21 protein-coding genes are annotated in these 21,047 nt (G+C 28.2%); 8 read left to right on the top strand and 13 right to left on the bottom strand.

What is annotated here, in order from left to right; all coding sequences use genetic code 11:
* The 3 genes from CRV01_RS04345 to CRV01_RS04335 all read left to right on the top strand — a co-directional run.
* The coding region (locus CRV01_RS04345; protein WP_164970012.1) for a hypothetical protein at window positions 1–496 on the top strand (496 nt) is incomplete at its 5' end.
* A 2-nt stretch (window positions 497–498) separates the two neighbouring features.
* Complete coding sequence (locus CRV01_RS04340; RefSeq protein WP_129007019.1) at window positions 499–690, top strand: hypothetical protein; 192 nt, start codon at window positions 499–501, stop codon at window positions 688–690.
* A gap of 117 nt (window positions 691–807) precedes the next feature.
* On the top strand, window positions 808–1,059 hold the full coding sequence (locus CRV01_RS04335) for a hypothetical protein (protein WP_129007018.1): 252 nt from the start codon (window positions 808–810) through the stop codon (window positions 1,057–1,059).
* Between the two features lie 2 nt (window positions 1,060–1,061).
* Here the strand turns inward: CRV01_RS04335 and CRV01_RS04330 are convergent, their stop codons facing one another.
* The 3 genes from CRV01_RS04330 to CRV01_RS04320 all read right to left on the bottom strand — a co-directional run bounded on the left by CRV01_RS04330 (window position 1,062) and on the right by CRV01_RS04320 (window position 3,946).
* The gene (locus CRV01_RS04330; RefSeq protein WP_164970011.1) at window positions 1,062–2,159 is read right to left on the bottom strand and encodes a response regulator; all 1,098 of its coding nucleotides are present in this window, start codon (window positions 2,157–2,159) and stop codon (window positions 1,062–1,064) included.
* Window positions 2,160–2,222: 63 nt separating this feature from the next.
* Window positions 2,223–3,473, bottom strand: a complete 1,251-nt coding sequence (locus tag CRV01_RS04325; RefSeq protein WP_129007016.1) for an FAD-binding oxidoreductase — start codon at window positions 3,471–3,473, stop codon at window positions 2,223–2,225.
* Window positions 3,474–3,598: 125 nt separating this feature from the next.
* On the bottom strand, window positions 3,599–3,946 hold the full coding sequence (locus tag CRV01_RS04320) for a RidA family protein (protein ID WP_129007015.1): 348 nt from the start codon (window positions 3,944–3,946) through the stop codon (window positions 3,599–3,601).
* 105 nt (window positions 3,947–4,051) lie between these two features.
* Between CRV01_RS04320 and CRV01_RS04315 the strand changes: the two genes are divergently transcribed.
* Window positions 4,052–4,318 carry a hypothetical protein gene (locus tag CRV01_RS04315; protein WP_129007014.1) on the top strand — a complete coding sequence of 89 codons (267 nt, stop codon included), beginning with the start codon at window positions 4,052–4,054 and terminating at the stop codon, window positions 4,316–4,318.
* A gap of 23 nt (window positions 4,319–4,341) precedes the next feature.
* Here the strand turns inward: CRV01_RS04315 and def are convergent, their stop codons facing one another.
* The 7 genes from def to ruvA all read right to left on the bottom strand — a co-directional run bounded on the left by def (window position 4,342) and on the right by ruvA (window position 10,884).
* Window positions 4,342–4,875, bottom strand: coding sequence for a peptide deformylase (gene def / locus CRV01_RS04310; protein ID WP_129007013.1), 534 nt, complete (start codon window positions 4,873–4,875; stop codon window positions 4,342–4,344).
* A 10-nt stretch (window positions 4,876–4,885) separates the two neighbouring features.
* Window positions 4,886–6,220 carry a DUF6161 domain-containing protein gene (locus CRV01_RS04305; RefSeq protein ID WP_129007012.1) on the bottom strand — a complete coding sequence of 445 codons (1,335 nt, stop codon included), beginning with the start codon at window positions 6,218–6,220 and terminating at the stop codon, window positions 4,886–4,888.
* A 169-nt stretch (window positions 6,221–6,389) separates the two neighbouring features.
* Window positions 6,390–6,878, bottom strand: a complete 489-nt coding sequence (locus tag CRV01_RS04300; RefSeq protein ID WP_129007011.1) for an HIT domain-containing protein — start codon at window positions 6,876–6,878, stop codon at window positions 6,390–6,392.
* Between the two features lie 105 nt (window positions 6,879–6,983).
* Window positions 6,984–8,432, bottom strand: a complete 1,449-nt coding sequence (locus CRV01_RS04295) for a UDP-N-acetylmuramoyl-tripeptide--D-alanyl-D-alanine ligase (protein ID WP_129007010.1) — start codon at window positions 8,430–8,432, stop codon at window positions 6,984–6,986.
* Window positions 8,432–9,151: an alpha/beta fold hydrolase gene (locus tag CRV01_RS04290; RefSeq protein ID WP_129007009.1), complete on the bottom strand. Its 720-nt coding sequence runs from the start codon at window positions 9,149–9,151 to the stop codon at window positions 8,432–8,434. Before CRV01_RS04290 ends, CRV01_RS04295 begins: the two co-directional genes overlap by 1 nt.
* A gap of 2 nt (window positions 9,152–9,153) precedes the next feature.
* Window positions 9,154–10,188 carry a D-alanine--D-alanine ligase gene (locus CRV01_RS04285; RefSeq protein WP_129007008.1) on the bottom strand — a complete coding sequence of 345 codons (1,035 nt, stop codon included), beginning with the start codon at window positions 10,186–10,188 and terminating at the stop codon, window positions 9,154–9,156.
* 132 nt (window positions 10,189–10,320) lie between these two features.
* Window positions 10,321–10,884, bottom strand: coding sequence for a Holliday junction branch migration protein RuvA (gene ruvA, locus CRV01_RS04280; protein WP_129007007.1), 564 nt, complete (start codon window positions 10,882–10,884; stop codon window positions 10,321–10,323).
* 96 nt (window positions 10,885–10,980) lie between these two features.
* On the opposite strand from ruvA, the gene CRV01_RS04275 reads away from it, so the two are divergent.
* Complete coding sequence (locus tag CRV01_RS04275) at window positions 10,981–13,173, top strand: methyl-accepting chemotaxis protein (RefSeq protein ID WP_129007006.1); 2,193 nt, start codon at window positions 10,981–10,983, stop codon at window positions 13,171–13,173.
* Window positions 13,174–13,196: 23 nt separating this feature from the next.
* Here the strand turns inward: CRV01_RS04275 and CRV01_RS04270 are convergent, their stop codons facing one another.
* The 3 genes from CRV01_RS04270 to CRV01_RS04260 form a co-directional block, all read right to left on the bottom strand.
* Window positions 13,197–13,562 carry a hypothetical protein gene (locus tag CRV01_RS04270; RefSeq protein WP_129007005.1) on the bottom strand — a complete coding sequence of 122 codons (366 nt, stop codon included), beginning with the start codon at window positions 13,560–13,562 and terminating at the stop codon, window positions 13,197–13,199.
* Window positions 13,563–13,657: 95 nt separating this feature from the next.
* On the bottom strand, window positions 13,658–14,722 hold the full coding sequence (gene truD, locus CRV01_RS04265) for a tRNA pseudouridine(13) synthase TruD (protein ID WP_129007004.1): 1,065 nt from the start codon (window positions 14,720–14,722) through the stop codon (window positions 13,658–13,660).
* 30 nt (window positions 14,723–14,752) lie between these two features.
* Complete coding sequence (locus tag CRV01_RS04260) at window positions 14,753–15,583, bottom strand: thiamine-phosphate kinase (protein ID WP_129007003.1); 831 nt, start codon at window positions 15,581–15,583, stop codon at window positions 14,753–14,755.
* A 344-nt stretch (window positions 15,584–15,927) separates the two neighbouring features.
* Between CRV01_RS04260 and CRV01_RS04255 the strand changes: the two genes are divergently transcribed.
* From CRV01_RS04255 to CRV01_RS04245, 3 genes are all read left to right on the top strand, one after another.
* Window positions 15,928–17,976 (top strand): ATP-dependent helicase, encoded by a 2,049-nt coding sequence (locus CRV01_RS04255; protein WP_129007002.1) that lies wholly within the window; start codon window positions 15,928–15,930, stop codon window positions 17,974–17,976.
* A 78-nt stretch (window positions 17,977–18,054) separates the two neighbouring features.
* A complete protein-coding gene (locus tag CRV01_RS04250) occupies window positions 18,055–18,336 on the top strand; it encodes a hypothetical protein (protein ID WP_129007001.1) in 282 nt (93 codons plus the stop codon).
* Window positions 18,337–18,419: 83 nt separating this feature from the next.
* Window positions 18,420–21,038 (top strand): valine--tRNA ligase, encoded by a 2,619-nt coding sequence (locus tag CRV01_RS04245; RefSeq protein WP_129007000.1) that lies wholly within the window; start codon window positions 18,420–18,422, stop codon window positions 21,036–21,038.
* Window positions 21,039–21,047 lie beyond the last annotated feature (9 nt).

Genomic DNA, 21,047 nt, shown 5'->3' with positions numbered 1-21,047 from the left:
TAATGATGCATTTGAAGATAACCTTAAACTATATTTTGAATCAAAAAGAAAAGATTTGGATATATTATTAACTTCTACTATTCCAACACAAAAAAACTTAATGAAAACAATTCTTTGGCTTAATTCTTCAATATTAGCATTTACAATTACGTTATTGGGGAAACAAGTAGGAATAATTTTTTTATCAATTCCTTTTATTTTTTCTTTCATTTCAATATTTCATATTCTATTTTCATTAACAGATGGAAGAGCGAAATCTTTTGGAACAATCCCATTAGAAAATATAAAAAAAATTCCTCAAAATAAAAATGAAAGAATTCAAGCATTATATGATATGAATACTTGTATAGATATTGCTTTTAAAAACAATTCATTAATTATAAAAAAAAGAGCTAATAAAATAGGATTAGCCACTAAATATACAATAGTTTCAGTAACTTCTATCTTTTTTGCTATAGTTTTTTATGTAAATATTTATCTTATGAAAGGAGGATAATTATGGCAGATGATGAAAATGAAAGACCTATTATTGCTAGTCCAGGCTCAATACCAGAAACATTAGTAACAAACAATCAAACTGGGAAGGTTAGTATAGAAGATAATAGAATTAGACTTACAGTAGAACATAGCAAATCAACTTTTGATTCAAAAGAAAAAACTCAAAAAGCACCAGAAAAAAAAGGCAAATAGTTATAATTATTTGCCTTTTAATAGTATTATTAAATAAAAAGATTTAGAAAAGAATCCTCTTTTTTATCATCTAACTTATTGTATAATCCAAAAAAACTTTTAAGGAATATTCTTATTATGAAAAAGCAGATTGTTGTTGGTGGATTTTCAAAAGAACAAAGAGAAAAAGAGTTAGAAAAAATCAGAGCTAAATACTCAAAAAAAGGTTATACCTTTATTCACTATATTGATAACGGTGCTTTAAAGTCTGTTGCTATTTTTGAAGTAGATGAAGAAAAGATTAGAAAAGAGAAAGCAACAAACCTAATACTTCTTGGTATATTTTTTATGGCTGTTGCAGCTATTATGTTTTATAAAGCTAGTGTGTAAGTTTAACTTACATACATAGTAGGTATTTTAATTCTTACACAAACCCCTTTTTCATTTTCATTTTCATTTTTATTTTCTATATTTTCTAAACTAATCTCGCCATTTGTTAAAAGTGTTAATGACACTTTAGATAAATAAAGTCCTAAGCCTCTACCATTTAACGATTTATCAGAATGGTATAAATCAAATACATTAGTTAAAATATCCTCATCTATTCCACCTGCATTGTCACATATTTTTATATAAAAAAATTCATCATCTTGAAATGTTGTTATATTTATTTTTCTATTTTCTATCTTATTTTTATCAAACTGTTCATATGAGTTTTTTAATATACTTTCAAATATATTTTTAAACTCTTCATAGTCACTTTTAATAAAAACATTGTTTTGCATATCAATAGATATTTCATCTTTATTTATATCTTCAAGTAACTCTTTTAATGAAAAACCTCTAATATCTTTTTTTTCTAAAAGCTTATTAAATTTATTTATTGTTGATGAAAGATAGATATTCTCTCTTTCTATTTTTTCTAAGTTTGTAATTAAAATATCTTCAGTAAGTTTTTTCATTTGAGAATAAACTCTTATTTTACTTGTAATAGAACCTATTTTTGATAGAGGTTGTCTCCATTGATGTGAAATCATAGAGACTGTTTTTGCTATAAGTATCTCTTTTGCTTGTTGTTTTATTTTTTCTTCTTTAGCTTCATTTTCTAGTTCTAAGAAGTATGGTTTTAAAACTTTTTCAATATTTTGTTTTAAAGCACCACAATCAATTGGTTTTTTCATAAATAAATCAATACCTAAATTAATAGAATCAAGTAGGTATTTTTCATCACTAATTGCAGTTGTAAAGATAATAGGTGTTTTTGTATTTACTGCTTTTATTTTTTCTACTAGCTCAATACCATTTATTTTTGGCATATCAATATCTGAAATAACTAAATCGATTTTATTATCTACATAATAGTTGTATGCATCTTCTCCATTAAAAAAGTTATATACAGTATATCCAAGCTTTTGTAACAAACTTGTAATGGTATCATTTACTACAACATCATCTTCTACATACATTAAGTTTATATTGTTTCCATTCATCATTACACCTCTTAATAAAAAAAAGTATAATAAAAAATGGTATCGAAAAGGTATTATTAAAATCTAATATTGATAAAATCCTGAAAATAAAAGAATATCATCATTGTGTGCATTTTTTTGATTATGCTCAACTAAATCACCAATAATATTTCCAATAGATGGTGCAAATGTCATACCAAGCCAACCTAAGCCCATAGCATAAATAAGATTTGAATAATTCTCATCTCTTCCAACAAGAGGAATATCATTAGGAGTTAAAGGTCTAAACCCACTCCATGTAACTTCATCTTTCATTTCAAAAGGAATACTATACTCTTTGAAGTTTTTCTTTATACTATCTATTTGTTTTTGAACTACTTCAGGGTCATCACTTCCTAATTCAAGTTTTGAAGTTAGTCTTACATCATTGAATCTTGGAGTCATAACTATAAATAAGTCGTTAAATATAGTTGATGTTTTTGGTTTTAGCTCTTTTGGCATGCTAAAGGTTATACTATAACCTTTTGCAGGTGTTAACATCAACTCTTTATTAGCTTTTTTAGCTAAGTTGGTTTTATAACCAGTTGACATGACAAAAGTTTCTGCTTCATAGAAGTTTTTATTTTCTGAATAAATATATTTTACTTTGTTGTTCTCATATTTTATATCTGTAATCTTTTCATTTAGTATAAATTCAACACCTTGATTTTGCAGATATTTTTTAAGTCCTAACATTAGTTTTTTGGGATCTATATGTGCATTTTTTTTGAATAAAATTGCCCCTTCTATTTTATCATTAGCAAAAGGAAGATACTCTTTTATCTTTGCATCATCAAAGATTTCAAATCTATCTTCTTCATCTATATAGTTATATTTATCAAGTTTTTCTTTGTAAGTATGTTTTTGAGTAAATACAGATAACATTCCGTCATGGTGAAAATCAAAATCAATTCCCTCTTTATAAACTAAGTCTTTATAAATATCAATTGAGATTTGACCATACTTTTCAAATAACATCATTGTCTTTTTTGTACGAACTTCATTTGCACTTTGAACAAATCTATATAACCACTTATAAAGTTTTAAGTCTAAGCTTGGATGAAAGATTGCAGGAGATTGTCCCTTTAGCATAAGTTTTAAAGTGTTGGAAACAACACCTGGATAACTTAAAGGTGTTTTATCAAAAGAAGATAATAAACCTGCATTTCCAAATGATGTTGCATTTTCAATAGTACCTTCATCTATTACTGTAACTTCTCTTCCTCTTTTATGAAGATTGTAAGCACACATAAGTCCAACTATACCACCACCAATAACTATTACATCTTTTTTCATAGAAGTATCCTTTTAAATACATATGATGAAATCATACTAAATAAATGTATATATTTAAAAAAAATTTATATATAATTTATTTTATTAAACCTAGAATAATCTTTTGATTAATAAAGTTTATAAGACTATTTCTTTGCTGCTGTGAAGATTATTTCTACAAGTGTATTATGACTTGCCATATTTGCTTCGACACAAGCTCGTGCTGGTTTTTCATCTGAAACCCAACTATTCCATACTTCATTAAAAGCTTTAAAATCTCTATAAATATCTTTTAGACAAATCTCTGCTCTAAGTAAATGATGCTTATCAGTTCCAGCTTCTTTGAATCTCTCTTCTGCTATTTCTAAAGCTCTTTTAGCTTGAACTTTGATATCTAGTTCTTTATCATCTGATACAATTCCTGCAAAATAAATAGTGCCATTGTGTTCTACTATTCTACTCATTTTTTCGTTTATTATTTTTCTAGTAGTCATTTTATGCCTTGAAATTTTTAATTAAAAGTATATCATCCTAGGATAAAGTTAACCTAAGTATTCTCTATATAAAGATACAATACACAAAATGAAAAAAGGGACAAAATGTCAGAAATAAAAAAAGAATTATATTCACTTGTTCATGATACCTTGATACCAGAAGTTGAAAGTTATGTTGAAGATTTACATAAAGTTATTGAAAACAATGAACAAACAGATGATACACTAGAAGAAGTTAGAGATATGGAGTCATTTTTAGTAGAACTTCAAAATATTCTTTTAGCAATTGATGAAGAAAAAATGGATGAAGAACAAGCAAAAGAGATTTTAGAAAAAATACAAACTATGATTAACGAACATAGCGAACACTAAAGTAGTAAGAGTTAAACTCTTTGCTACTTTATAGTTTTGAAATAAACTTCTTCTGAGATTATATCTTTAGGAGTTTCTACTCTATCTAAATAAACTTTCCCCAATAAATGATCATATTCATGTTGAAATATTCTTGCAACAAAATCTTCAAATACAACTTGTGTTTTTGTACCTTCTAAGGTTGTGTATTCAACTTCTACACTCTTATGTCTAGGAACCAAAGCTCTAATTCCAGGAATACTCAAACACCCTTCCCAATCTTTTTCTATAGTTTCTGACCTGCTTAGGATTTTTGGATTTATTAGTATTTCATCTTCCATAAATGGAGCATTTGGATATCTATCATTTGGGTGAGATGAGATTATAAGTATTTTATAGCTTTCAAAGATTTGAGGAGCAGCAAGACCAACTCCCCTACTTGATTTTACACAATCAAGCATTTTCTTTATAATAGTTAGTATCTCTTTTGAGTTTATATTTTCTACTTCTTTGGCTTTTTGTCTTAAAACTTTTTCACCAAGTTTTGCTATAGGGCATTCTTTCTTTTTGAAAAACATTTAGGTCACTTTATTTTTTGATTGAAGATATTATATCTGTCACAGTTATACTACTTTCATCTTTTATAATCCCATGATTTGTTTGTCTAAAAATACTTTCAATCATAATTCTTTTATCATTTTCTTCTAGAGTATTACCTTCTTTCATAAGTGCTAAATATGTATTAATCATAGTTACCCTCTCTTTTGCATCAATCGATAAATGATAATTACTTAAGGCTATCTTCATTACTATTCTTATAATCCAAACATTAAGAGAAATAAATAAAATAATAAAACCATATTTTATTAAATCTGCACTTTTAATAATTAGACTATGATCAGTTTTTTTATCTTTTTTTGATTCTATATCTTTTTCTACCTTTTCTTGGCTAACTGAATTCATCTCTGAGACAAACTGTTTATCAACATAAAAAATGCCATACAATAAAAAGCTAATTAATACAATAACTATTCCTATATATATCCAATATCTCTTTGTATAAAATGCTATTTGTTGTTCCCAGAATTTTGTTGATTTATGAACTTTTAATTCACTTAGAACCGTCTCCTTTGCATTTTCATATTCATCAACAAGAGAAGAAGATTTTTCATACATTGACTTTACATCTTTAAATAATTCTTCATTTTCATTTAATTTGTCTTCTAACTGTTTTATCTCACCATATAACTTATCTTTATCTTCTTCTAGTTTATTTATACGTTGATTTTTTTCATCCATATTTGTTAGTTGATCTACAAAAACATTTGAAGCCCCTTCTATTTCATCAAATATAGAATTATCAAATATTTTTTCAATTATTATTGTTGTATATGCTTTTAAATTATTCTCTTTCTCACCATAAGCAATTTTGATTAAATTTTCTTTACTTGAAGTAAGATTATTATTATCACTTTCAGGCCTTATAACAATAGAAGTATTTTTTCTAAATATTCTAAACTTTTTATTTTCTTTTGTATACAATGATAAATTTGACTTATTTACATCTCTATTCATCATTGAAATCAACTTATCATACCTATTTGAAAATTCCTCTTTAGAAATAGATATTTTTTCATTTTCTTCAAGTAAATTAATAAAATAGTTCATTATATCAATTAGTTCTATTTTGTAATTATTTATCAGTGCTTTACTACTTGTATATCTTAAAAAATCTTCTAATTTATCATTAATAAAAACTTTTGTCTCATCTGCTTGAGTATTTATTCTCAATTTCAAGTACAATATAGACTTTCTAAAGTTCTCAATATAGTAATCTTCTTTAGAAAAGTTTTTTATTTCTTCAACTATAATTGAATTTAATGACTTTGCAAATACTTCATTAACTAACTTAGTTATATCCATTTTTTACCTTTATAATTTTTTATATTATATCAAAAGATGCTAAAAGTCATATTTTATTTAAGGTTAAGACAGAGATTAAAATTTATGAAGGAGTTTACTATTGTAAATGACTGACTAAATTTTAAGATTTAACGTAGAGATTGAATAAAAGATGGCTTTTCCCCTCCTTTTATTCAAAGTATTTTAAAGCATTAGCTTTAAGCTTCTCAAATATTTCATCAAACTGGGCAGGATAAACTCTTGCACCTGCTACAGTTGAGATAAAGTTTGTATCACCTAACCATCTAGGAAGTACATGATAGTGTACGTGTTGTTCTATACCTGCACCAGCAGCTTTACCAAGATTCATACCAATATTAACACCTTCACAAGGCATAACTTCTTTTAATAGCTTCACTGCTTGTCTAGCTCTTTTAGAAACTCTTAGCCAAGTTTCTTCTTCTAACTCTTCTATTTTGTCTGTATGAAAATATGGAATTACCATCATATGTCCAGGAGAATATGGAAACTTATTCATAACTACATAGCAAAGTTCATCATGAAAAAGAACTTGATATTTTTCATCATCTACATTTTTTGCTATATGACAGAATACACATCCTTCTATTTTCTCTTCACTAACATAAGAGTATCGCCAAGGTGCGTATAGGTGTTCCATTATATTTTTCCTTGAAAAATAAATGAATAGCTTGCAGTTAATGTGATATGGTAATTATTCATTGTTCACTATTCCTTATTCATTTAATTTTATATAAGCAGCTGCTTATATAAAATTAGGTGCATCATTTGCAAAAAGAATTAAATCACCCTCTTTTGTAACTGATGCTAAAGTATCTTCTAGTTTTGATTTATCTTTTAATACAAATACTTTATCTTCATCAATATTAGAACTAAGTAAATGTGAGTTTAATTCTCCCGTAACTATTGCTAAATCAAACTTCTCATTTATCTCTTTTGCAAGTAAAATATTTGCTTCAGAAGTTGATTCAACTAATCCTGGAGTAATAATAACTTTTCTTCCTTCATGTTTTGAACAAATATTTATAGCTTCAAGCATACCTTCTAAGTTTCCATTAAAACTATCATCAATGATAATCTTTCCACCTGCTTCTATTTTTTGAAGTCTATGCTCTACTTGTGGTAAATCTTTTATTGCAAGTTTGATTTCATCAATAGTCATCCCAAGTTCATAAGCTACTAAAATAACTGCCGTAAGATTTATAGCATTAAAGCTTCCAAGAACTGGAGCATGGAAATGTTGTTGTTCCCCATCAATTAAAATATCAAACCATATACCATCAAGGTTTGACATAGTAACATTTAGATTATCAGGAAATTTTGTAATCTCTGCATAATCTTGTTTTAAAGGAACTGATTCATGTACAAAACCTCTTACCATCTTTGGTGATTTTAGTATCTCCATTTTTGTATGGATAATATTTTCTATAGTTTTAAAGTATTCTATATGTTGCTCACCAACACTTCCTAAAATACAATATTGAGGTTCCAAATACATAGTGATTTCTTCTATATCACCCTCTTGTCTAGCACCAGCTTCTGCAATATATATTTGTGTATCAAGTGGTAAATCTCTATTTACATCTAGAACTATTCCAGCAATTGTATTTACTGACCTTGGAGTTTTATATACTTTATATTTTCTTTTTAAAACATGGTATAAATAGTTTTTAATAGAAGTTTTCCCATATGATGCAGTAATAGCTATAGTTCTTAGTTGTGGAATAGCTTGTAATCTTTGTTTACCTTTATTTTTAAATGTAATAAAAAACATTTTTTCCATTAAATATGTAACTGCAAGAGTTAAAATAATAGGAACAAAAATAGCCGTTGCATGGCAAGATTCACTTAAAATACAAAGTAAATGAAGTGCAAAAGTTATAAACAATAGTACCGCTAAAAATCTTTTTACTCTAGAAGTTAAAACTAAAGATCTATCTAGTTTTTTATTCCAAAGAACAAAACTTGTCATATAAATTAAATAAAAATAAATAGAAAAATATAGATCTGGTAATAGATGAAACAGTACAATAGGAGAGACAAAGTATGTAATGTGCCATTGCCACTTGTGATGTTTTAAAACTACTCTTTCTAGCTTATAGTTGTACCATTGTAAGTTTGTAATTAAATACCAACCTAAAGACATGATTAGTAAAACATGTGTAAATATATAAAAGTATTCTAGTATTTCCATTATTTTAATCCGTTTTCAATTTTTTCACAAATATCTTTTGCATGCTTTAAAAAGAAGTAGTGATCACCTTCATAGGCTGTAAAACTACTATTTTTGATAAGTTTGTGAATTTTTTCCCCTGAAGGAAGAGTTGTAGCAGTATCTGCTTTCCCCCAAAAAATCATAGCATTTTTTTCAAAAGAAGAAAAGATATAGCAGAAGTCTTCATCTACTACATTTTTAAAAGTCTCATACATTTCATGGCTCATCTGTTTTACATCATCACTTCTAAATGATTTAGTAAGCTTTCTAAGACCTAGTTTATTAAAGGTTTTTGCAAAAAAGATTTTTGTTTTAACTGAAGCACTCTTTTTTTCTAAAATTCCAGCAGTACTTAGTAAGATTAGATTATCTGGATTTATAAGTGTTGCAACTTTTCCACCAAATGAGTGTCCAGCTATTGCTATGACATTTGTATTTAAAGCTTCTAAAAACTTTTTTATAATAAGTGAATAATCTTTTGTAGTAAGAACATAATCATTTGAACTTTTTCCAAAACCAGGCATATCAATATATATATGCCTAAAGTCTTGTAAAAGATTACCAAATGCTTGTTTCATAATCTCTTTATTTGAACCCCAACCATGAAGTATAACTATATCTTTTTTTTGACTAGGATTAACTATCTCATATGAGATATTAAATTTTCTGTCTTGTACTTCAATGCTTTTTAAAGCCAACTTTATTTACCTTTTGATGCTTGTATTTTATTTACATATTCATATGTTATTTTAATATCTTTTTGTTTTGGTAAAGATTTAGCTAGTGTTGTTAATACATTATTAAAGTCTTTAAATAAGTAATTTGCCATAGAACCAGGAATAGGATTTATTTCATTTAAATATACTTCATCTTCTTGAACAAAAAAGTCACATCTAATAAGTGAACCATCAAAAGTATTGTTGTATATAGCTTTAAAAGACTCTTTGATTCTGTCTTTAAGTTCTTCAGAAATATCAGCTTCCAATGCAGCAGAAGTTCTTGCAAAATCTAAATACTTTTTATCAAAATCTAAAAACTCAGCTTTTTGAGGTTCTTCAATCATAGAGAATATAAATTCACCATTTATTTTTGCACCCGCTAAATTATACTCTTTGATTCCTGCTACAAATGGTTCTACAATAACTGCTTCATCAAACTCAAAAGCTACATCAAGAGCATAATCTAACTCTTCTTTTGATTTTACAATTGATACTCCAATAGAACTTCCTAAACTAACTGGTTTGATAATAACAGGGAAAGAGTGAACTTCTACTTTTTCATTTTTTGTGTAATATTTATAATCAATAACTTTCACACCTACGCCTTGAGCATAACCTTTTGTTAAAAACTTATTAAAACTTACACTACAAGCACCTTTTCTAGGACCTATATAAGAAATATTTGCATACTCAAATAAAGAAGCTAAAAGTCCATCTTCACCATCTGCACCATGAGTAATATTTAAAACAACATCAACCTCAAAAGGTTTTGAACTAAACATTGCTTTTTTTGTGAAACCATCTTTTGAAAAGTTTAAAACGTCACACTTTTTATATTCACCACTACTAAATAGTTTTGATTTTATTTTATCTGTTGGAATATGATAAAATTCTCTATTTGAATCACAAAAAATATAAACTAACTCTTCTTTTAAAACATCTTTCATAGCAATAGCAGAAACAATAGATATTTCATGCTCATATGATTTACCACCAAAAACTATTCCTAACTTCAATCTATCTCCTTTTAAATGTCCCATTTAAAAGGGACCCATTTCATAATAACTACTTTTTAACAGGATTTATAAAAAATCCTTAAAAGTATCAAAACTCTAAAGAAAGCAACGAGTTGCTTTTACTATTATATTTTATTTTTGTAATTGCTTAAGTGCTTGTTTTACTAAATCACTTGTATTTGTACCTGTGCAAGCTTTAAGTGCTTTTGATACAACATCTTTTTTAAAGCCTAAAGACTCTAAAGCAAGGGCAGCTTCAAGTGTTGCATTTGAACCACCAGTTGAACCTTCATCTTCATCATCCACAATAAACCCAGATAACTCAACTAAAATTCTACTTGCACCTTTTGGACCAATCCCTGGAACTCTTTTTAACATAGATACATCATTTTCACTAACAATTTGTGCAAATGAACTTGGCGTAAAAGTAGAACAAATTGCAAGTGCTACTTTTGGACCTACTCCATTTATTTTAATAACTGTATCAAATAATTTTTTTTCATTGGGGTCTAAAAAGCCATAAAGTGCTTGAGAATCTTCTCTGATAATATGAGTTGTATGAAGCTTAACACGCTTGTCTGTTACTTTTGAGCTACAATTTATTGAGACAAAAACCTCATAAATTAGACCATTTACATTAAGATGTAAGTGGGTAGGTTCCTTTTTTTCAATGCTTCCTTCAATGCCTACAATCATCTTTTTCTTTCAAATTTTAAAATTTTCTATTACTTTTTATATACAATAAATAATTTTCATTATATAATATCGAAGCTTAATATCAAGGTTATTTTGATGATTGAATTAATTACAAAAAAAATAAGTAACAAAATAATAGTTTCTCTATTTATTTTGATGTCTCTCTCGAGTTTAATTGTAACATACATGACTACAGAACAAGTAAGAGAAGATTCTATTGCTAATACAAAAAAGAATCTAGATATGCTAAATACAGCAATGTTCCAAAGTCTAAGAAATGCAATGAATACAGGGGATCCTGCACAAATCAAAAAAGCAGAAGATGAAGCTAGAACTATTCATGGTGTAAAAGAACTTGTAATTGCAAAAAGTCAACCTTTGATTGATATGTATGACCCAGGTGCAAAATTCACAACTGACCCTGATATTTTAAAATCATTTAAAACAAAAGAAAATCAACTTTTAGAAACTAATAACGATAAAGATGGTCATGCTTTAAGAATGATCAAACCTATGATTGCATCACAAGAATGTTTAATGTGTCACGCAAATCAAAAAGAAGGAGATGTAATTGGTATTATGGACCTTACTTTCTCTCTTTCAGAAGCTGACGAAGAGATTGGTCAATTAGTTATTGAAATTCTTACAGTTTCAACTGTATTTGGTTGGATTACTATTGGTCTAATTTTTATTATTGTAAAAAGAGCAACAAAACCTATTGGAACACTTAAAAGTGGTTTTGAAAATTTATTAAAATCAAATGACCCTAGTATTAAACTTGACGTTGAATCAAAAGATGAAATAGGTGAAGTAGCACAACTATTTAATTCTTATATGGATAAAGTACGAGCGGGTCTAAAACAAGATGAAAAAGTTATTGAAGAAGCAAATGATATTTTAGAAAAAACAGGAAATGGTTTCTTTGTATATCAAGTAAATTCTACTGCGTCTAATCCATATGTAGAAGATTTAAAAAATAAACTAAATGCAATGATTAACCATACAAAAGAGACTCTTAATAAAATCAATGACACACTAAAAAATTATTCAGAATCTAAATTTGATTATAAAATTGATGATAAGGGGATTTATGGGGATTTAGGTTCACTTGCAGCTGGAATTAAACTTGTAGGAAATAATACATCAGAGATCTTAGCAATGATTATGAATACAGGTGATTCACTAAAAGAGAGTACTCGTACTTTATCAACTGCATCAAATAAACTTTCTACATCATCAAATCAACAAGCAGCTTCTTTAGAAGAAACAGCAGCTGCACTAGAAGAGATTACTGCTAATATTAAAGGTAATACAGAAGCTTCAAATGAGATGACTTCATTAGCAGGATATGTAACAAAATCAGCTCAAAATGGTCACAATCTTGCAAATGAAACTGCCGTTGCTATGGATGATATTAATTCACAAGTTAGTTCTATTAATGAAGCTATTGAAGTTATTGATCAAATTGCTTTTCAAACAAATATTTTATCACTTAATGCAGCAGTTGAAGCAGCAACAGCTGGTGAAGCAGGTAAAGGTTTTGCAGTTGTTGCAGGGGAAGTAAGAAATTTAGCAAGTAGATCAGCTGAAGCAGCAAAAGAGATTAAAGAACTTGTTGAAAAAGCAACTGAGAAAACTAATACTGGAAAACAAATCTCTGATAATATGATTTCTGGTTATGAAGAGTTAAATCAAAATATTAATTTAACTATTGAAAAAATTGAACAAGTTGCAAATGCTTCTAAAGAGCAAGAAAGAGGAATAATACAAATTAATGATGCCGTTAACTTATTAGATAGAGCAACACAAGAAAATGCACAAGTTGCAGAGCAAATTTCTAAAATGTCAAATGATATTGCAAATATGTCGAACTCTTTAGTAACAGCAGCTTCAAGAGCTAGTTTCTTACAAGAAGCTAGAGAAGAAGTTTGTAATGTTGACTTAGTTTATGATACTGCTAATCTTAAAGTAAATGTATTAGGTCTAAAAGATGATGTTTACTCAAAACTTGGAACATATGAAAAATGGACTACTTCTAGTTGTTATGCAGTTTCTGATTGGATTAAAGAGTACTTAGAGATTAATCCAAGTTGTGATTACGCAGCTATTGAAGATCTTGAAAAATTAAACGTAAGCTTAAAAGGTAAACTTCAAGAGTTGGTAGATGCAAATGCAGCTAAAGCAGAAAATGAAGTTTTAAATGAAAAAGCTAAGGCTGTGGAAGTAGAATCTTTAAGAATATTTGGAACACTGAATAGTCTGAAAAAAGAGGCATGTAAGAATAAATAAAAAGGTTTAAAAACCTTTTTATTTTAATTAGCTGTTTGCATACTTTTAATTAATGCTTCTAGCTCATCATCAGAAACTGTATCTGATGTTTCATCTCCTGATATATGTTTAGCAGAAGAAGCAATATTATACTCGCTTGAGTCAATATTGTTTGTTTCACAAACGTGATTTACAACTCTTTCTATTTTTTGTCTATGTAAGTCTTGGTGTTGTAATAAACCAAAAGAATTAGAAATCAGTTTTTGAAGTTTTTTAGTTTTATGTACTGGAAGATCAAGATCAGAAATAATACTGTCAACATTTTCTAAATTTTCATAAATAGAAACAGCATTATTCTCTGACTCTTTAATCACATCACATAAGTCTTTAATAAGATCCTCGTATGTCATAATATAACCCTTTATCAAAAGTAAGAAAAGTGTATCTTATTTTACCTTAATAATATTATGACTGATTAATTATTTATAATTATAAAAAAGATATTTTAATGAATTACCTCAGCAATAAATTCAGTTGCATAAGAACCTTTAGGAAGTGAAAATTGTAACTCCATCCAATTTTTCTCTTCTTTGAAGTTTGTTTCAATCTCTTCAGGAAAAATCCAAGCAAATCTTCTAGCTCCATCTTCTTTGATTTCAACATCAAAATCTTTTTCAATATTTAGTGCTAAACCATCTGCTTTTTTAACTCTTTTTCCACAAAGAAGACCAGTAGCAACTCTATCTCTTGCAAAGAACTTTTCAGCCTCTTCACTTAAGTTTTCCACATGGAAAATTTTTCCATAAGGATAATGACTCATTAAGTCACCAGGAATAAGCTTGAAAGGATGTTCTTGTTTTTTCATCTCTTTAACTACATCTAATGGTAATTCAAGTTTTTCATAAATCTCTTCAGGTTTAAATAAATCAACAAGTTTTGAAACTTCTATTCTTTTTGAAAGCCAATTATTGAAAAGATAACTTTGATAAGAGTTTATAAACATCTGTTTTAGTTTTCTATTTTTTTCTCTTAATTCACCTTTTACTATTGCTTCACCTTTTTTATAGTTATCACCTTCTATTCCAAATCTTTGAAATCCAAAATAGTTTGGCATACCAAAAGTTGCAATACTTTGAACTGCTTGTTCTATCTTTTTAGCATCAACTAGATTTACTCTTTTTAATCTAATAAAGAATTTATTTCCCTTTAAGTGCCCTACTCTTATTTTATTATTATGTTTTGTTACTTCTAATACTTTTATCTGTTCATGGTTAAAATCATTTAACTTCTCTTCATACTGCTTTGGTATAGAAATATGTTGTACTGTCATTGCATTTTTATCTTTTAATCCTGCATAACCTATATCTCTTCCTTTACATCCTAAATGCTCTGAAAATATTCTAACTGCATCCCATGTTGTTAAATCTTTTTTTCTAAACTTTATAATTAAGTGTTCACCTTCTCCACTAAATTCATAAAGAGGTATTTCTGTTACTACAAAATCATCTTTGTTTTGTTTAAATACAACATCTATTTTTGAATGGTTTAAATACCTTTGTAACTCTTGCAATAATTATCCTTTTATATGTTCAATATTATTTTAATCTTCAAAATGATGATTTGCACACTCACATTTATATTTACCCTTAACTGCTTTGGCAAATATATTTAATGGCACATCATATTTTTTTGCTAATTTCTCTATTTTTTCTTTATATTTTTTATCAAAAGAGAAAAGTAATTCATACTCTTCCCCTGAACAACCTATATCTTTATCAATTTTTTCAAAAAACTCAAATCCTACACAACTAAGTTTCGACATTCTTTCAAGTTCAAAAAATAATCCATCAGAAATATCCATAGAGGCATTTATATATTTTGCAACTTTATAAAAAAACTCTGCATTAAGTCTTGGTTTTATAAATTTTGATTTCTTTGATACTTTTTTGCCATTTAATAGCTTTTCTAAATCTCTTTTAGATGAGCCTAATGTACCTGTATAACAAAGTAAATCATCTTTTTTTATTCCACTTCTTAAAATTGGTTTTTTTGTTTTAGAAATAATTGTTATTGAAATATCTAGCTTAGTATTTGAGATTGTATCTCCACCAATAATTTCTATATCAAACTCTTTTGCAACTTTTTTAAAGCCTTTTGCTAATTCTTTTAAATCTTTTGTATTGTATTCTTTGGGAATTGCTACAGTTAACAGTGCATATTTTGGTTTAGCATTCATTGCAATTGCATCTGAGATATTTACTAACATTGCTTTTTGAGCAATTTGTTCTAAACTCATCCACTCTTTTTTAAAGTGAACATTCTCAAAAAATGCATCATTGCTATAAACCCATTTACCTATTACTGCACCATCATCACCAATAAGTTTTGTATTATTAACAAATTGTTTTATAAAAAAATCTTCTTTATTCATAAGCGTGATAATAGCATAATTGTACTTGTTTTCTATTTGAAGGTATTTCTAAAATCAATTTTAGTAATTTTTGTATAAATTAATCAAAATTTCTCATATTAACCAACCATTAACTTTTTATTTGACTTTAGTTAATACTCATCTATTATAATTTTCATATGGATTAAGAAGAAACGCGAAGCTTCTTAACTTAAATTGCGAATTTTTTTTAAGTTTTCTAAAAAACTTATTTCCTTGTGTGTAAAAAAGCTCCTTTCCTTAGGAGCTTTTTTTTTGCCCTTAAAAATAAGAATCATTATGCTAATATTCGCCAAATGAAAATACTACTAAAGAATATTAAATAAATGCCTCTATCAAATTTAAATAAAGAACAACTCGAAGCTGCAACTTGTGAAAAAGGTTTTAACCTTATCATTGCTAGTGCAGGAACAGGGAAAACATCAACTATTGTTGGAAGAATTGCAAATCTTATTAACAATGGTGTACAACCTGAAGAAATTTTACTATTAACTTTTACAAATAAAGCTGCTGCTGAAATGGTAGCTAGGGTTGCCAAATTTTTTGGAAAAGATATGGCTGCAAAAATCATGGCAGGAACCTTTCACTCTGTTTCATATAAACTTTTAAAAAAACTAAATAAAAATATTACCCTAAAACAACCAAATGAGCTAAAAACACTTTTTAGGTCTTTATATGAAAAAAGAGTTTTTTATGAAAGAGAAGATGGAGTAAACCCATATGATGGTGGATATCTTTATGATATGTATTCACTATATCTTAACTCAAATGAGGGAGAAGGGTTTGAAGAATGGATAAAAAATAAAAATCCTGATCATGAGATTTATACTCCTATTTATGATGATGTTGTACTAGAATTCAATGAGCTAAAAACAAAATATGGTTATGCAAATTTTGATGACCTACTTACTATTATGCTTGACACTTTAAAAGAAGAAGAGTTTGATTTTAAAGAGATTTTAGTTGATGAATATCAAGATACAAATCCTTTACAAGGAAGACTTCTTGATGCTTTTAAACCTAAATCACTATTTTGTGTAGGTGATTATGACCAAAGTATTTATGCTTTTAATGGTTCAGATATAGGAATTATCTCAACTTTTGATACAAGATACAAAGGTTCAAATGTTTATACACTAAGAAAAAATTATCGTTCAAGCAGACCTATTTTAGACCTTGCTACAAAGGTTATTGAACATAATGAAAGAATCTATGAGAAGCAGCTTCAAGTTATGAGAACTGATATTTCTATTCCCCCAAAGCTGTTAGAATTTACTGAACTATTTTCTCAATATCATCACATATCTGAAAAGATTTCTCAAAGTTCGACACCTCACAGTGATATAGCCATTATCTTTAGAAACAACTCAAGTGCAGATGGAATTGAAGCAAACTTAAGGGAGTATGGAATTCCAGCAAAAAGAAAAGGTGGAATGTCATTTTTTGACTCTGTTGAGATAAAATTTGTTCTTGATATTTTAGTTATGCAACTGTCTCACAATGATATGATGGCATTTATTCACGTACTTGAACATGGAAAAGGTATTGGAAAAGCTATTGCTAAAGATATTTTTGATGCCTTAGTAAAACTAGGTAATGGAGATGTGTTTAAAGGTTTATTTACACCTGATTCAAGCATAAAAAATCCATATCAATCAAATAGAGTTAAAAATATACAATTAGGTCTATTTGATGATTTTATTGAATTAGGAAGTGTTTCTAAATTTAAAGATTGTGGCTTTGAAGAAGCCTTTTTATCTAATGCTATTTTAAAACACCCTAAACTATCAGTTGATGGAGCAAAATATCTTTATGATTTTTATTTACTTGTAAAAATGATTAGAAGAACTAAAGTTCCAGAATCACTTGTTTCTTCTGTGACTTCATCTATGATGTACTCAAGATTAAAAGAGACATTAGCTACAAAAAGAGCTACACAAAAAGATGGTACTGTTAATATGGTACAAAAAACAAAAGCCCATGCTAAAATCAATAGAAAAGTAATGCTTCTAAAAAATCTAGCTAGAAACTTTCAAGACCTTTCAAAGTTTGTAAACTCAATGATTCTAGGTGGTGGAGAGATGAGTGAAGGAGAAGGAGTAAATCTTCTTTCTGTTCACGCAAGTAAAGGCTTAGAGTTTAAAGAAGTTTTTGTGATTGACCTTATGGATGGAAGATTCCCAAATAGAAAACTTATGAGTAAAGGTGGAAGTTTAGAAGAAGAAAGAAGACTTTTCTATGTTGCTGTAACAAGAGCAAAAGATGTACTTTATCTTAGTTTTGCTAAATATGATAAAATCAAAAAATTAGATTTTGTGCACTCTCCTTTTTTAAAAGAAGCTGGATTAATAAAAAAAGAGTCACCGGAAGATTGATAGTTACCTTAAACGCGTGACACAGATGTGACTTTTTTTAGTTATCATATAAGCCATTGAAATTTTAAGGTATATATGATGCTAAAAAACTCTCCTAACTCAAATAACTATATTAAAAAAATAGAAAAAGTTTTAAAAGAAGAAAAAGTAAGAGAACAACTAACAATAAATGAACTTACTAACTCAAAAGATGGTGATAAAACACATATTAAAAGTCTTAAAAACTATCTTCACGGAATTAAAACAAATATTTTAAAATTAAACTACTTACTTGATAATCTAAATATGGAAGAAAACATTTCAAGTTTAAGTGTAACAAAGCTTGCACAACAAGATAACAAAATAAAAAGCTACTTTTAGTATTACCTTAAATAAAATCTTTTTTAGATATAATCGCGGATATTTTTATTAAACAAAATCATAATAATCAAATAGGAACATAAATGAGCGGAAAATACGAACCATCAAAAGTAGAAGATAACTATTACAAAATCTGTGAAGATAGAGGTTATTTTGAAATTGACGGAAACAAAGATATCCAAAAAGAGGGAAAAAACTTTTCAATTATGATGCCTCCTCCAAATGTAACTGGTAGCTTACATATTGGACATGCCCTTACATTTACACTGCAAGATATTATTACTAGATATAAAAGAATGGATGGGTATAAAACTTTATGGCAACCTGGAACAGACCACGCTGGTATCGCAACACAAAATGTTGTTGAAAAACAACTTTTAGCTGAAGGTACAACAAAAGAAGAAATTGGTAGAGAAAAGTTTCTTGAAAGAGCTTGGCAACAAAAAGAAAATTCAGGTGGAAATATTGTTCACCAAATGAGAAAACTTGGTGTTACTCCTGCATGGTCAAGGGAAAGATTCACTATGGATGAAGGGCTAAAAGAAGCAGTTAAAGAAGCTTTTGTAAGTCTTTACAATGATGGATTTATCACTCAAAACAACTACATGGTAAACTGGTGTACGCATGATGGTGCATTATCAGATATTGAAGTTGAACATGAAGAAGTAAATGGTAAGTTTTATCATATGATTTATAAGTTTGCTGATGGAAGTGGTGAAGTACAAGTTGCAACTACTAGACCTGAAACTTATTTTGGGGATACTGCTATTATGGTTCACCCTGATGATGAAAGATATACTAATATTGTAGGGAAAGAAGTACTACTTCCTTTAACTGACAGAAAAATCAAAGTTATTACTGATTCTCATGTTGATATGGAATTTGGAACAGGTGTTGTAAAAGTAACTCCTGCACATGATCAAAATGACTACGAAGTTGGTAAAAAACATGATTTAGAGTTTATTAAAGTATTTGATGAAAAAGGTATTTTAAACGAGTACTGTGGAGAATTTGCAGGACTTGAAAGACTAGAAGCTAGAGAACCTATTGTTAAAAAACTTCAAGATGAAGGTTATATCGTAAAAATAGATGAACATACTCACCAAGTAGGTCACTGTTATAGATGTAAAAATATTGTGGAACCATTTATTTCTCAACAATGGTTCCTAAGTGAAAAAGTAGCAAAATCTTCAATTGAAAAAACTAAAGCACATAATAACTTCCACCCTGCTCACTGGATTAACTCATATACAGCATGGATGGATGAATTAAGACCTTGGTGTATTTCAAGACAACTTTGGTGGGGACATAGAATTCCAGTATTTACTTGCGAATCTTGTAATCACCAATGGGCAGATAAGCTAGATGAGCCTGAAGCTTGTCCAAAATGTGGAAATAAACACTATACTCAAGACCCAGATGTATTAGATACTTGGTTCTCTTCTGCATTATGGGCTATGTCACCATTAGGTTGGGGAAATAATGGAAAACTTCCTGAGCTTTATAATTTAGAGCAAGATATGAAAGACTTCTATCCAAACTCTTTATTAATCACAGGTTTTGATATTATGTTCTTCTGGGTTGCTAGAATGATGATGATGGGTGATCACTTCCAAGGAGAATTACCATTTAAAGATATCTATATGCATGCACTTGTAAGAGATGAACATGGTGCAAAAATGTCTAAATCAAAAGGAAATGTAATCGACCCACTTGATATGGTTGAAGAACATTCTGCTGATATTATTAGATTTACACTTGCATATCTAGCAATTCAAGGAAGAGATATTAAACTTGGAGCTAAAAACTTAGAACAGTTTAGAAACTTTACAAATAAACTTTATAATGCAGCTAATTTCTTAACTTTAAATGTAGATACATTTGAAGATTTAAAAGATATTGAGATTAAAACAGCACTAGGTAAATATATGCAATCAAGACTTTCTCATGCAGTTGAAGATGTAAGAGAAGCACTTGAAGCATTTAAATTCAATGAAGCAGCATCTATTTTATATAAATTTGTATGGACAGAATTCTGTGATTGGGGTATTGAGTACTCTAAAGCTAGTAAAGAGTCTATTTCTGAGCTTGGCGCTATTTTCAAAGAGACACTTAAATTAGTATCTCCATTTATGCCATTTATTTCTGATTACTTATATCACAAATTATCAGGAACATCTTTAGAAGATGGTGCGTCTTCATTAATGATTACTTCATTCCCTAAAGAGATTGCACAAGATAAAGAGACTGAAGCAATGTTTGCAATTATTGAAGAAGCGATTACAGCACTTAGACGTGCAAAAGTTATTATTGATATGGGTAACTCAAAAATTGCTAAGGCATATATCAAATTAGATACTAAAATTGATACACAATTAGCAAAACCATTTATTGAAAAACTTGCAAAAGTTGAAGATATTGAGTTTGTTGAAGCAAAAGTTGAAAACTCTATTACAGATGTATCTGATAATTTAGAAGTTTACTTACCAACTAGCGAAATTGATATGAGTCCAATCATTGATAAACTAACTAAACAAAAAGAGAAAGTAGAAAAAGAAGTTGCAAAACTGAATGGAATGCTTTCAAATGAAAGATTTGTAGCAAATGCACCAGAAGCAGTTGTTGCTGAAAATAAACAAGCATTAGAAGATGCCAAAACAAAACTAGAGAAAATTGAAAATGAATTAAAGGCTATTTCATAATAGCCTTTT

The organism is Arcobacter sp. CECT 8983, from assembly GCF_004118855.1.
Classification (GTDB): domain Bacteria; phylum Campylobacterota; class Campylobacteria; order Campylobacterales; family Arcobacteraceae; genus Halarcobacter.
The sequence above is the reverse complement of the archived record's forward strand: the minus strand, read 5'-3'. Positions and strand labels throughout refer to the sequence as shown.